14 protein-coding genes are annotated in these 14,113 nt (G+C 46.0%); all 14 read left to right on the forward strand.

Translation table 11 applies throughout. The annotated features are described in order from the left end of the window. Window positions 1-223: 223 nt before the first annotated feature. The 14 genes from ACDJ58_RS12545 to ACDJ58_RS12610 all read left to right on the forward strand — a co-directional run bounded on the left by ACDJ58_RS12545 (window position 224) and on the right by ACDJ58_RS12610 (window position 13,955). A complete protein-coding gene (locus ACDJ58_RS12545; RefSeq protein ID WP_413378338.1) occupies window positions 224-544 on the forward strand; it encodes a YheC/YheD family protein in 321 nt (106 codons plus the stop codon). Next, on the forward strand, window positions 541-723 hold the full coding sequence (locus tag ACDJ58_RS12550) for a YheC/YheD family protein (protein WP_413378340.1): 183 nt from the start codon (window positions 541-543) through the stop codon (window positions 721-723). Before ACDJ58_RS12545 ends, ACDJ58_RS12550 begins: the two co-directional genes overlap by 4 nt. A gap of 327 nt (window positions 724-1,050) precedes the next feature. After that, on the forward strand, window positions 1,051-2,055 hold the full coding sequence (locus ACDJ58_RS12555) for a Gfo/Idh/MocA family protein (RefSeq protein ID WP_413378342.1): 1,005 nt from the start codon (window positions 1,051-1,053) through the stop codon (window positions 2,053-2,055). 19 nt (window positions 2,056-2,074) lie between these two features. Then, a complete protein-coding gene (locus ACDJ58_RS12560) occupies window positions 2,075-2,998 on the forward strand; it encodes an AraC family transcriptional regulator (RefSeq protein ID WP_024634223.1) in 924 nt (307 codons plus the stop codon). 12 nt (window positions 2,999-3,010) lie between these two features. After that, entirely contained in the window at window positions 3,011-4,108 is a 1,098-nt protein-coding gene (locus tag ACDJ58_RS12565) for a Gfo/Idh/MocA family protein (protein ID WP_413378344.1), read from the forward strand. A 140-nt stretch (window positions 4,109-4,248) separates the two neighbouring features. Beyond that, on the forward strand, window positions 4,249-4,962 hold the full coding sequence (locus ACDJ58_RS12570; protein ID WP_413378346.1) for a glycosyltransferase: 714 nt from the start codon (window positions 4,249-4,251) through the stop codon (window positions 4,960-4,962). Between the two features lie 180 nt (window positions 4,963-5,142). Then, window positions 5,143-5,892, forward strand: a complete 750-nt coding sequence (locus ACDJ58_RS12575) for a FadR/GntR family transcriptional regulator (RefSeq protein WP_079694345.1) — start codon at window positions 5,143-5,145, stop codon at window positions 5,890-5,892. Further along, a complete protein-coding gene (locus ACDJ58_RS12580) occupies window positions 5,892-7,103 on the forward strand; it encodes a M20 metallopeptidase family protein (RefSeq protein WP_413378349.1) in 1,212 nt (403 codons plus the stop codon). The genes ACDJ58_RS12575 and ACDJ58_RS12580 overlap by 1 nt, the downstream gene beginning before the upstream one ends. Next, window positions 7,100-8,665 carry an ABC transporter substrate-binding protein gene (locus ACDJ58_RS12585; protein WP_413378351.1) on the forward strand — a complete coding sequence of 522 codons (1,566 nt, stop codon included), beginning with the start codon at window positions 7,100-7,102 and terminating at the stop codon, window positions 8,663-8,665. Before ACDJ58_RS12580 ends, ACDJ58_RS12585 begins: the two co-directional genes overlap by 4 nt. 98 nt (window positions 8,666-8,763) lie before the next feature. Then, on the forward strand, window positions 8,764-9,681 hold the full coding sequence (locus tag ACDJ58_RS12590) for an ABC transporter permease (RefSeq protein ID WP_413378353.1): 918 nt from the start codon (window positions 8,764-8,766) through the stop codon (window positions 9,679-9,681). 39 nt (window positions 9,682-9,720) lie between these two features. Then, the gene (locus tag ACDJ58_RS12595) at window positions 9,721-10,626 is read left to right on the forward strand and encodes an ABC transporter permease (protein ID WP_413379643.1); all 906 of its coding nucleotides are present in this window, start codon (window positions 9,721-9,723) and stop codon (window positions 10,624-10,626) included. 26 nt (window positions 10,627-10,652) lie between these two features. Next, window positions 10,653-12,686, forward strand: coding sequence for a prolyl oligopeptidase family serine peptidase (locus tag ACDJ58_RS12600; RefSeq protein WP_413378355.1), 2,034 nt, complete (start codon window positions 10,653-10,655; stop codon window positions 12,684-12,686). Further along, window positions 12,683-13,159 (forward strand): hypothetical protein, encoded by a 477-nt coding sequence (locus ACDJ58_RS12605; protein WP_413378357.1) that lies wholly within the window; start codon window positions 12,683-12,685, stop codon window positions 13,157-13,159. The genes ACDJ58_RS12600 and ACDJ58_RS12605 overlap by 4 nt, the downstream gene beginning before the upstream one ends. Window positions 13,160-13,349: 190 nt before the next feature. Beyond that, window positions 13,350-13,955: a pentapeptide repeat-containing protein gene (locus tag ACDJ58_RS12610; protein ID WP_413379645.1), complete on the forward strand. Its 606-nt coding sequence runs from the start codon at window positions 13,350-13,352 to the stop codon at window positions 13,953-13,955. Window positions 13,956-14,113: the final 158 nt, after the last annotated feature.

The following is a 14,113-nucleotide window of genomic DNA, read 5'->3' on the forward strand; positions in this document are numbered from 1 at the left end:
GCATCACGGATGTGCTTATAATCCAGCTTCAAATTGAAACGGAAACGATGATTTGAAAATGTTATGTTGAAAAGCCGACAAGCCCAAAGAATAGGGGTTTGTCGGCTTTTTGTGTGTAAATTCAAGAATTATTGCCTAAGACTCGTTCAATGAAATTGCATATGATGCATGAACTTAATGAAACAGCGATATGTGTTGGATATGAAGACGGGAGGAACGAACTGTGGGTATTGAGAAATCACAACCGTTAAGAAGCAAATGGCTAAAAACAAAGCAGCTTATCAATAATGATTCAATAAAACCGTTCATACCTGATACACAAAAGTTTAACAAGGTGAATCTAAAATCTATGATAGCCAGATATGGGATGTTATATATCAAGCCTGAAATAGGAACTCATGGAGTGGGCGTCATTAAGGCTGAGATGGAAAATCAACAGAATTTTGCGTATCAGATGAATAAAAAACGTCTGACATTTAATAGCTTCGATTCGTTCCATAAAAGTCTTGCACACGTTGTGAATCAGCGAAGCTATCTCATATGAATAAGAAATACAAACGTTTGAAGGGGATTGGCGTGGATATTGGACTGGACCAAAGTCTTAAACCCTGGGTCATTGAAGTGAATGCCAAGCCGGACCCTTATATATTTAATCAATTAAAAGATAAGACGATGTATCGCAAGGTAATCCGATACTTCCGCCATGCTAGTCAGAAGCAATAATGTCTCCAGCCAAACGTTGGACATCCTTGATTCCAACCTGTTACGTGATGAGAATAGTCTGGATTCCTAAGGGATGGAAACCAGACTCGGAAACGCATAAGGGCGTTCGCTGAAATCGGCAATTAACGATTACGCATGAAGAGAAGGCTTCCTACATCACACTGGCGTGGGCAGGAAGCTTTTTTTGCTTTTATTTTTAAAAGCTTATTCTAAATCATGTCGTAATTTTATATATTTATTGTCGTAAGTTCCTATTAAAATTAGATCAGGTCTGTGTTAATTTATAGTTAGATGTCAGAATATCATATAGTATGGAGGTTAAACATAGTGACCATTCGAATAGGTAAAATAAGCTTATGGCACGTACATGCCTGGGATTATATTAAACAAGCTCAGGAGCACGAAGATACGGTGATTGCTGCTGTATGGGATGAAGATGCCGAGCGCGGACAGGAAGCAGCTGAACGTCTGAACGTGCCATTCTATGCTTCGCTTGAAGATATGCTGGCACAGGACAACATTGATGCGGTTATTGTGGATGCGCCGACTCGTCTTCATGAAGAGGTAATCACCGCTGCTGCGAAAGCAGGAAAACATATATTTACAGAGAAAGTTATTGCTTCAACTCTTAAAGAGGTAAATACAATTATTTCTGATGTACAGGATAACGGAGTGAAAATGACGGTTTCTTTACCGCGTTTGAACGATGGATATACATTGACAATTCAAGATATTCTGAACCAAGGATTACTTGGTAAGGTGACTTATGTTCGTGTGCGCCTGTCCCATAACGGTGCTATTGCCAATTGGTTGCCTGAGCATTTTTATCATCTGGAAGATTGTCAGGGCGGGGCATTAATTGACCTCGGTTGTCATCCGATGTATCTGACGAATCTGTTCCTGGGTCAAGAAGTGACAGGGGTTAATGCTAATTTCGGATATGTTACTGGAAAAGAAGTGGAAGATAACGCGGTTGCTACCTTATTTACGGATTCCGGAGCAATCGGTGTAGTCGAGGCTGGATTTGTGAACAGTCATTCGCCGTTTGCGATAGAGGTTCATGGTACGGAGGGCACACTGTTATACGGCACACCGGAGGATAAGCTATTGATTCGCACGAATGTTGGTTCAGATCAACAGAAAGAATGGACGGAGATTCCATTGCTGGACAGAAGAGAAAGCGCATTCAGCCAGTGGGTATCCCATATTCAAAAAGATACGATTGCTACCGAGAATTTGCAGACGGCTACTCAGTTAACTCGCCTGATGGAGGCGGCCAACCTTTCTGCGAAAGAAGGGCGCAAAATCTCCTTGAAGGAGTTACAGGGATAGGGTATTGGGAGGTGCCGCATTGAGCCGATATCCTTTTGAGAAAATGCTTGAACGACAGGATATCCTGGAAAGACTGGATGTCTCGATCCTGTGGGGACACTACGAGATACGGGTTCTGCGATTTCATCTGACTTCTTTTCCGGCAGGCAGAATCGTTGATTTTCATAACCATGCGGAATTCGAGTTACATTTCATCCCGAGAGGGAAAGGAAAAGTCATTCTGGGGGATGAGATGCATCCGCTCTCTGAAGGCATGCTGTATTTAACGGGTCCGGGCCTTGTTCATTATCAGGAGGCGGATTCCCAGGAGGCCATGGATGAATTATGTCTGCATGTGGATATCATTGAACATCCCAGAGAGGGTGTAGATCCTTGGGAGGCAGCAGAATCAGAGGAAACGATCGAAAAGCTTAGAACGCTTCCTCTTGCTCCGGTACATGATTATCATCGCGCCATGAACTGTTTCCTGGAAGCTTATGAGGCTTGTGACCGTAAACTGATCGGATATTACACGTCCATTAAGCAGCAGGTGATCAGTATTCTGCTGAAGACCGTCCGAGCCTACGATATCGGGGGGAATCGGGCGGAGGCTCCTGTGCGAGACATGTCTGTGTACAGGTACGATTATGCCATTCAGTATATGGAGGCGAATCATCCCTCAGCAGTAACGCTGGAGAATGTAGCGGAAAAGCTACATATTAGCAGCAGACAACTGCAACGCATCTTTTATCAGGTTCAGCCGGAAATGCCTTTCAGCCGTGTGTTGGAGGATATTCGCCTGCGCGCGGTTTGCCGCAATCTGGAAGAAAGTCATGTTTCCATCGAACAAATTGCCCTGGCTTCAGGGTTTACCAATGCGAACTATTTGCATGCTGTTTTTCGCAAGCGTCTGGGGATGACCCCATCGGCTTTCCGTAAAATGAAACAACCAAACCAAAAGTGAGGGTGATTGGATATGAGTAAAACGTATCGTGTAGGGATTATTGGCTGTGGCGGGATTGCAAATGGCAAACATCTGCCAAGTCTGAGCAAGCTTGATAATGTGGAACTGGTTGCTTTTTGTGATATCGTTCAGGAACGTGCAGACGAAGCCAAAGAAAAGTATGGTAGTTCCGAAGCACAGGTATACACGGATTATCAAGAATTACTTCAGGATGATACGATTGATATTGTTCATGTTCTTACGCCAAATATCTCCCATGCTGAGATTTCTATTGCCGCGCTGGAAGCCGGAAAACACGTAATGTGTGAAAAACCGATGGCCAAGACATCTGCTGAAGCGCAAGAAATGCTTGAAGCAGCCGAGCGTACCGGTAAAAAACTGACTATCGGATACAATAACCGTTTCAGAGAAGACAGCTTGTACCTGAAGCAGATGTGTGAAGCTGGCGAACTGGGTTCGATTTACTTTGCCAAAGCACATGCGATCAGAAGAAGAGCGGTACCTACTTGGGGTGTTTTCCTTGATGAGGAGAAACAAGGCGGCGGACCGTTGATTGACATTGGTACACACGCACTTGATCTGACCCTTTGGATGATGGATAACTACCAACCAAAAGTTGTTCTGGGCACAACTCATCACGAGCTTTCACAAAGAGAAAATGCAGCGAATGCATGGGGCCCATGGGACCCGAAAAAATTCTCGGTTGAAGATTCCGCTTTCGGTATGATTGTAATGGAGAATGGCGCGACGATCATGCTGGAATCCAGCTGGGCATTGAATTCACTGGATGTGGATGAAGCAAAATGCAGCTTGAGCGGAAGCGAAGCGGGCGCAGATATGAAGAATGGCCTACGCATCAATGGCGAGAAATTCAGCCGTTTGTACACCAACGAAATTGAACTGAGTGCAGGCGGGGTCGCTTTCTACGATGGAAAGAGTGAAAGTGCACCGGATGTAGAGATGAGAAAATGGATTGAAGCGATCGATAAAGATCTGGAGCCGATCGTAACTCCTAAACAGGCTTTGGTGGTTTCACAGATCCTGGAGGCACTTTATGAGTCTGCTCGTACAGGTAAAGCCGTATATATGAACGAATCCAATCAAGCCTAGTATGAATTTCAGAAACCTTTATCCTCCTGATGAGGATAAAGGTTTTTTTGGTCTTTTATACGCTATCGATTCGTCTATACCATTCTCTACTTCTGTACGTATGATGAAAAAATATGTATGAGCAGGAAAGAGGGGATGTCATGATCACAAAGAAAGCGGGAAACGGTGTTTCCATCATTGTATGTACCAACCGGCCACAATTTTTTGACAACATTCTGCAAAATTATAATCGGCAGCGCTATAAAGTAAAAGAACTTATCATCATTTTGAATCATGACAGCATGAATCTGCAATTATATCAAAATCGCGTTCGAAAACATGCGAATGTTAGCGTTTATCAAGTACCAGAAAGCATATCGCTCGGACAAAGCCTGAATGCTGGGATTACCCGAGCCCGATTCCCGTTGATCGCCAAATTTGATGATGATGACTACTACTCGCCTTTTTATTTGAAAGAACAAGTGAATGGACTAAGACGAACGAAAAGTGATGTCGTGGGCAAACATTCGTGTCTGGTTTACTTGGGTGCCTCAAAAACGCTGCTGGTCAGATCACCCAAAGAAAAGAATAAACATGTGGAATTTATACAAGGCGGCACACTTCTATTCAAAAGAGAGATATTGAAGAAGGTCCGATTCACGGATCGTTCTATTGGAGAAGATGTAACCTTTCTAAGACAATGCAGAAAAAAAGGTTTCAAAACCTATGCTACGTCGCCTTTTAACTATGTATATCACCGGAGACAAAACAAACAAAGTCATACCTGGAGAGCAGATGATCACTTTTACCTGGAAGGAAGCAAAAGGTTAGCGATTACGGAAAATTTTAGATCATATGCAGATAAGGAATTATAGACGCAATAATCCAATGAAAAAGATGTATCTGTCTAATGCAGAGGCGTCTTTTTTTGCTTGGGAAAAATGAGTAAGCTGAAAACTATTTTTAAATATTCTCAAAAAAGTATTGCATATCTGTTTAGTCGGAATTATATTAATGGTATAAGGTCTAGACCATTTACAGATCGGAGTGTTTACATGTCCAGTACGTTTTCATTTCGTTTTGAAAAAGTATCTACCAAAAAGGTCAGTGAATTTATTAGGGAACAACTGGAAGAAGCCATCATACTCAAAGAATTAATGAGTGAAGAACAGCTTCCTTCCGAACGAGAGCTGGCCGAGATTTTTAATGCAAGTCGCATTACGGTACGTGAGGCGCTATCTACGCTGGAAGACAAGGGTCTGATTGAGAAGCGCGTGGGGGCTAAGGGTGGAACTTTTGTCCTGCCTCTGACAGCCAATTCTCATAAACGCACAAGAGAAGAAATTAAACGGGATTGGGAACAAATGCTGAAAGTATTTGAATACCGGACCATTATTGAGCCGGAAGCGGCTTTTCTGGCTGCTGAGCGGATTACCGCAGGCGAGCTGGAGCTGCTGGAAGCTTATATGGAGCAAAGCATTGAACCCCATTGTACAAGGGAATGGTTCCGGGCTCTGGATGTGAAGTTCCATCTGACCATTGCTAAGGCGTCCGGAAATCCATATTGCGAGGCGGCCGTAAGACAGATCAGAACAAAAATTAATCCGGCCTTGGACCTGATGCCATATGATGACCGAATTCGCTCCGTCAATCATGGGATACATATGGAGATTCTTGAAGCACTGAAAGCACATGACAGCATCAAGTCCCGGGAGACAATGAAAAGACACATTGAATTCTCGGCTGATGCGATCTATGCCCGACTGGTATCAGAATCGGATGACAAAGAAGGGAATGAGAACTAATGGACCAATCACAACTATATCAACGTGCACAAGCATTGCAGCCCCAACTCATTGCCTGGCGGAGAGATTTCCATCGCCACCCGGAAATCGGCTATGAGGAATTCAGAACGTCAGAGATCGTAGCCAAACACTTGGAAAGTCTGGGTCTTGAAGTGACGCGTAATGTCGGGAAAACCGGAGTCGTAGGTTTGCTGAGGGGGGAGGCAGAGGGCCCCACTTTTGCACTTCGGGCAGATATGGACGCATTGCCTATACAAGATCAGAAGTCGGCTGAGTACAGTTCCCAAGTAGAAGGCAAGGCGCATCTGTGCGGGCATGATGCACATACAACCATTCTGATGGGAGCGGCGGAGCTGCTAACAAGCCTCGGCCGACCGAAAGCGGGCAACATCAAATTTGTGTTCCAGCCTGCGGAGGAAGGGTTGGCAGGTGCACGTGCCATGATTCAGGATGGAGTACTTGAGAATCCGAAAGTGGACGCGATTGCTGGATTGCATATGACTCCAGGTCAAGATACGGGTACCGTCGGGGTTAGCAAAGGTGTGGCTTTTGCCTCGGCAGACCGTCTGGTAATTCGGATACTTGGCAAGGGCGGACATGCTGCCCGCCCGCATGAAGGTATCGATGCTATTGCCGTATCTGCTCAGGTCATCACTGCACTACAGAACCTGGCTAGTCGTATGCTAGACCCGCTGGAACCAGTTGTGGTAACGATCGGTAAAATTACCGGGGGCTACATGGGAACAGCGATTGCGCCGGAGGTTGAGATGATCGGCACGGTTCGAACACTCTCCCCAGCCATTCGTGAACGCATGCCAGCCTTGATTGAACAGGTCGTAAGTGGTGTGTGCAGTTCGTTCGGGGCGGGTCATGAAGTCATCTATGGAGATGGCTACCCGGTTGTGGTTAACGATCTGGGCATGGTGGACCTGCTTACGGAGACCGTTGACGGACTCGAATGGGCAAAGGGCTGGAGCAGTATTCCGCCTTCCACGGGCGGCGAGGATTTTGCATTCTACTGTGAACAGATTCCGGGTGTTTTCTTCCGACTGGGTTCAGGGAACGAGGAAGAGCGAACTCGTTATCCGCTTCACCATCCAATGTTCGATCTGGATGAGACGGTCATGTCATATGGTGTGGGTATGCTGTCCGCCGTAGCGCTTGAATATTTGGCAAGACACACAACTTCTGAGGGGGAGCATGGAAAATGAAAAAAAGACAATGGACTAGTATGTGGATCACATTATTGGCTGTAGTACTGGTACTGAGCGCTTGCGGTGGCAAGAGCACTGGCACGGATAGCAATTCGGCATCAAGTGAATCTGGCAGAAGTACTTCTGCCAGCACTAAGCTTACAATCGCAGCTGCTACGGATATTGAGAGCTTTGACCCGCACAACAACAATAATACATCCAGTGAAGCGGTGCTGGTCAATGTATTTGATTATTTAATCAAAAATGATAGTGAACAGAAGAAGGTTCCAGGTCTAGCGACTTCATGGGAGCAAGTGAATGACACAACATGGCGCTTTAAGCTGCGTGAAGGAGTGACCTTCCATAACGGTGATCCATTCACCTCAGCAGATGTGAAGTATACTCTGGAGCGCGTAGCCAAAGACAGTACACTGAAACAAAACAGCTACTTCAAAAACATCGTTGATGTGAAAGCGGTCGATGAATATACGGTAGATATTATTACCGACGGACCGGACCCGCTGCTGCTTAATCGATTGTCCAAGATGGGGGCTGGCATTCTGCCTGCCAAATATATTGAGGACAATGGGTTTGATCAATTCCTGAAACAACCTGTTGGCACAGGTCCATACAAATTCAGCAAATGGACAAAAGATGATCGCGTTGAACTTGTGAAAAATGAAAAGTATTTCGATGGTGAACCGAAATGGAATGAGGTTGTTTTCCGTGTTATCCCGGAAGCTTCCACACGGGTATCTGAGCTGCTGGCTGGTGGTGTTGATATCGCAGCATCCATACCGTCGACAGATATTGCGCGCATTGAAGGCGAAGCGGACAAAAAGATCGTCAAAGCGCCGATTCAGCGTGTACTTCAGTTGATTTTCCGTCAAACAGAGGGCAGCGTCACAGCTGATCCGAAGGTGCGGGAGGCTATTGATCTGGCGATTGACAAGCAGGGCATTGTAGACAGCATTGCCGGAGGTGCAGGTATCGTGACTCGTACATCCGTAACACCTGGCAACTTTGGAGCAGATCATTCGTTGTACAAAACATCACTTTATGATCAAGAGAAGGCGAAGCAACTGTTGCAGGAAGCAGGATATGCAGAAGGTGAAGCAGAGATGACCATCTCGGTATCCTCGCAGTATAAAGAGCCTGCCGAAGTCGTGGCAGCGATGCTGGAGCAAGTGGGCTTCAAAATTAATCTGGACGTGCTTGAACCAAGTGCTTTCAGTGAACGTTACAGTTCCAAATCATTCAAGGAAATCTTCATGATCGGAATAGGAAACTCCCTCTTTGATGCTTCCAATAACTACAATCGTTACATGTTGGACGAAGCCAAAGGTGAGTCGGATTATAACAATCCGGAAGTAGAGAAATTGCTCCAGTCTGCGCTGGTTAACATGGACCCGGCTTCCAGAGAGAAAGAGTACCAGCAAGTACAACAAATTCTTGCTGAAGATCGCCCAGCTGTGTATTTGTACCAGATGGAAGGGGTTTATGGTACCGATAGCCGTGTAAAATTTGAGCCGCGTAGTGACGAAATGTTCTATGCTGACGAGATTACACCTGCACAGTAAAATCAGACAGAACAACCTGTTATGACAAAGATAAGCCGTGAACGGCAGGGACTGTACCACGTTCCTGTCGTTCTTTTTTAAAAGGAGGTGGACAGAGAATGGGCAAATATGTACTTAAGTCACTACTGCAGGTTATTCCGGTCCTGTTCATTGTTTCATTAATCGTTTTTATATTGGTCCGCGTCACGGGTGATCCGGTTGCTCTGATGCTGCCCGAAACAGCTACTGCTGAAGACCGCGCTGTATTAACGCAGGCACTCGGACTGGACCAGCCATTATACACACAGTATATGAAGTTCCTTGGCAGCGCTTTGCAGGGAGACTTTGGTCAATCCTTCCGTTATGGAGAACCAGCTTTACGGCTTGTACTGGAACGATTGCCGGCCAGCTTTGAACTGGCTGTTGCAGCGATGTTTTTTGCCATTGTTATGGCTGTACCGCTTGGAGTTGCCTCAGCAGTCAAACGAAATACATTTACCGATCTGATCATCTCGGGAATATCGGTCATTGGTAAAGCTATGCCGAACTTTTGGATGGGCATTATGCTCATTTTGTTATTTTCTGTCATGTGGGGAGTTTTGCCTGTATCCGGACGCGGCGGAGTATCACATCTGATCTTGCCTGCCTTTACGCTAGGGGTCGGGTTGGCTGCACAAATGACTCGCCTTATTCGCTCCAGCATGCTGGAAATTCTGAGTCAGGATTACATCCGCACAGCACGGAGCAAGGGGCTTGGCCGGATGGTCGTGATTGGCAAACATGCGTTTCGCAACGGCTTGATTCCGGTTGTAACGATTATGAGTTTGCAGTTTACCAGCTTAATTGGTGGAACATTGATTACGGAGACGGTATTCTCCTGGCCCGGGCTAGGTCAGTTGCTGGTTGTTGCAGTCAACACCCATGACATGGCGATTGTACAGGCCGCCGTTTTTGTCATCGCGTTTATCGTCGTTGTAACGAATATTCTGACGGACGTGGCCTACCGGCTGCTTGATCCTCGCATTAAATACGATTAGAAGGAGGTGCAATCGATGACAGGCAGCAATGAAATGCCAATGCCGGGTGCAGAACAGGAACATGAGAATGTACGTACACCAACAGGACTTCACTATATCTGGAAACAACTGATCATCAGCAAGACCGGAATATTTGGCGCTGTGCTCGTTTTGTTGGTTGTGTTAATCGCCATATGTGCACCTCTGTTAACGAGTCATGATCCTGGTGCAGTGAATCCCCTCAATCGTCTTAAACCGCCAGCTTGGCTTGATGGGGGAACGGCTGAATACTGGCTGGGTACGGATAATCTGGGCAGGGACATGTGGAGCCGAATCGTATATGGTGCGCGGGTTTCATTAATCGTAGGTATGGGAGCAGTCATCGTGTCCGGAATCATTGGTGCCATTCTTGGTCTCTTGTCCGGATTTTACGGAAAATGGCTGGATGCAGTTATTATGCGCGTGGGTGATGCATTCATGGCTATCCCTACCATTCTGTTTATGCTCGTTGTGATGGCTATTGTGGGGCAAGGGATTACGACGCTGATTTTGGTTATCGGTGTAACTAACTGGGTTCCTTTCACACGTGTGGTTCGGAGTGAGGTATTGAGTATCAAGGAACGGGACTTTGTTCACGCTGCCAGATCGATCGGTGCCAAGAATGGGAGATTGATTCTAAAACACATTCTGCCGAATATTTTATCTTCCTTTATCGTGATCTGCGGTATGAATGTCGGGACCACGATCATTATGGAAGCTTCGCTCAGTTTCCTGGGCCTGGGCATTAAGCCACCTGACATTTCCTGGGGAGGTATGCTCAGTGATGGAAGACAATATGTGGCAACAAGCTGGTGGGTGGCAACTTTCCCTGGACTGGCAATTACTCTGACGGTTCTTGGTGTCATTTTCCTGGGAGATTGGCTGCGCGATGTACTTGATCCACGTACGGATACGAACAAAAAATAAGAGGAACGGAGAGGGGAGCCATGGACATGAATAAAAGACCGATCTTGCCAGAGGACTTAGTTCATTACCGCTGGGTTAGCCAGCCTGTAATCAATCAACATGGTCAGGTGGCGTACGTTGAACAGACGATTGATCAGCAGAAAAATGAGTATCACACGCAAATTCGGGGTGTTTTCCTGGATGGTTGTGAGGACAAGCCCCTTACAGATGGAGTGAAGGATTCATCTCCTGCCTGGTCACCGGATGGAACACAGCTCGCTTTTTTACGATTAGAAAGTGGGGGTAAGGGATTATGGACCCTTGCGTCAGACGATACAAAGGCTATAAATCTCATCCCGCCTGAGCGCAAGCTTTTACAATTTATCTGGTCCCCGGATGGGCAATATATTGCGTTTACCAGCAAAGTTGTAGAAGGCAAAGATGAAGCGATGGCTGACAAAACATCAAAGACAGACGAATCACCTAAAGTAACTCCCCTGCGAGGCAAGGTTTTTGAGCGCACGACACCGAAGGCAGAAGGCTCCGGCTGGTGGGATGGTCTTTATAGCCATATGTTTGTATATGAGATCGGAAGTGGAACCATTGCGCAGGTCACAACCGGACCATGGAATGTTGCTGCTCCGGTTTGGTCGCCAGACGGTCAGGCTATTTCCTTCATTTCCAAGCAGGTACAGGATGAGGGGCTGGATGCGGATCTGTTGTATTTTGCAGATGTACATACCGTGAATCTGGCAAGCGGCGAGCAGTGCAGAGTAACAGATTCCAGTCTTCAGGTTAGCCAGTTCGCATATTCACCCGATGGAGAGCAACTGATTCTGATCGCCAGTGACCGAGAGTATGGAAGTGGAAGTCACAACAGACTATATGAAGTGCCGACTAGTGGAGGTATTCCAAAGCCGCTGGCACCTGATGTCGATATGCAGTTGGGGAACGCAGCACTTGGGGACATGAAATCGGCAAGCCCATCTCCGTCGCCACTGATGGATTACCATCATGCGCAACGTACGGCATATGTGCTGGGTACCCATGGTGGAAATGTGGACGTGTATCAAATCACCGAGGATGGTCATTGTCAAGCTGTGACGGGAAGCGGTGAGAAGGATATATATCAATATACCCTGTCACCTGATGGTAAGACGCTGATCATTGGCGCATTGACTGAGGATCACCCTGGGGAACTGTACCGTGTGGATATTAACAGTGGTGAAATGTTCAGACTCACCCGGCGAAACGATGAATTAATGGCAGGCTTGGAAGTCAATATACCTGAACGTGTCGAGTTTACATCGTCGGACGGATGGCCGATTCAGGGTTGGTTGGTAAAGCCTGTTATGCAGGAATCGGACACCAAAGTGCCGATGATATTACAGATTCATGGCGGGCCGCATGCCATGTATACAGGCATCTTCAGCCATGAAATGCAGACACTTGCTGCACAGGGCTATGCCGTTCTATGGGTGAATCCACGTGGAAGTATGGGATACGGGCAGGAATTCGCCAGAGCTTGCCGAGGAGATTTTGCTGGAGGGGACTGCAGGGACCTGCTTGAGGCGGTGGATTATGCACTTGCTACATATGATTTCCTGGATGAAACACGTCTTGGTATAGGTGGAGGTAGTTACGGAGGCGTCATGACCAACTGGATCGTTGCTCATACCCATCGATTTAAGGCAGCAGTAACGCAGCGTTGTATATCCAATTGGTTGTCCTTGTATGGAACCAGTGATATTGGCATCTCCTATGTGGAGGGCGTAATTGGCAGCAATCCGACCGAACATGCAGACATGTTATGGTCCCGTTCTCCCCTTGCTCATGCGCATAAGATTGAAACACCACTTCTGATTATGCATGGGGAGCAAGATTATCGTACACCGATCGGACAGGCGGAGGAGTTATATACCACGTTAAAACGATATGGAAAAACGACTAAACTGATTCGATATCCAGGCTCCAATCACACTTTGCTCAAAAGTGGAAAACCCTCGCTGCGCGTGGATAGCTTTGAACAGGTAAATGCCTGGTTTAATCAATACCTCAGAGATGGAGAGGGCGGAGGATGAGCCGTGTTCAGTTATCCATTCCTGTAGCTCTGTTAGTGGAAAATGTTCTGACGAGCGGTGAACCGAGCGAATTAATCATTGATTGTTTACAGAGAAAAGACTTCTCTTCGTTGTTATCCAAGATCAAGGAACCAACGATGGATCTGGTGGAGAGACTGGACACAGCAGCTGAAGTGAGAGACAACTGGGAAGAGGCCATACGTAGCAGAGTCTATGAGTTCAAATTTTTGCATATTAACGCTTTGAAAAGACTGCTCTATTTCCGGTTTGGTCTCAAGGTAGACCAGGATTATATCCAGGAAGATTTGTCACTGAAACATATTCACCTGACCTTACAAGAGATCGAGTTGCTGCAATTGTTGGTTGGCAGACAGTGGATTGTGCAAGAAGAAGAACAAAACAAAGACGAGCACAGAGACAAGGGAAGAGACGCATCGTTTCCCATCCCTGTTCACATCCGATTGAAGTACTAGCTAAACACAGTTATGGAGTCAAAAAGCCGCGATTTTCCGCGGTTTTTTTATTTGAAGTAGCTATGTTTTTCAGAAAAAAGCGACTTGACTTTTGCAGACGTTTAAGCAGGTACTTGACAGCCGTATGGTATATTATAAAAAGCTCTTTAATGGGGAAAAGATGATAATCATACAAGATGGGGTGTACGTGATGTTTCAATATAAGGATCAGGAATATGAAGGTGTACATTTTGAAGGACGTGACTTGCGGTATGGAGAACTAATCAGCTGTGTTTTCAAACAGTGTACCTTTATGAACGCTTCGATGGAAGAAATCGAGACAAGCAACTGCCGTTTTATCGAGTGTGACTTTAAAGGTGCTTCCATGAATGGCTCCATCCATAGAGAGTCGGCTTTTGAAAACTGCTTATTTGGTGGTGCTAATCTTTTCGCTTCCAAATTCACCTCCTGCAAGATGACGGGGTCGGACTTTTCCGGTGCGCAAATGGATGGTATTACACTAAGTCAAGGCGATTGGTCTTATACGAATCTGAGACATACCCGATTAGGGAAACAGGATTTGCGGGGAATTCGTTTCTTTGAAGCCGACTTTACGGACACAGATTTTACCAAAGCGGATCTGAGAGACTGTGATCTCACAAGAGTAGTTTTAAGCAGAGCCAAGCTGCAAGGGGCCGATCTTAGAGGCGCGAACCTGGAAGGAATCGATCTGAAATCATTGGATATTAAAGGTGTACGTTTGGATCGCGAACAAGCGGTATTGTTTGTACGCTCTTATGGTGCGAAAGTAGATTAAGTTGAACATATACGGTTAGAGTTCATGCCAGTATTATAGAACGCAAGAACTTCATTCAGAAACAAGAAACCGCCAATAAGGCGGTTTTTTGATATGGAGGTGTTCCAGATCAAGCAAATTTGCAGGAATAAGAGATATAATCAAGAAATAGTAAACAT

The organism is Paenibacillus taichungensis (assembly GCF_047302525.1).
GTDB classification, from domain to species: domain Bacteria; phylum Bacillota; class Bacilli; order Paenibacillales; family Paenibacillaceae; genus Paenibacillus; species Paenibacillus taichungensis_B.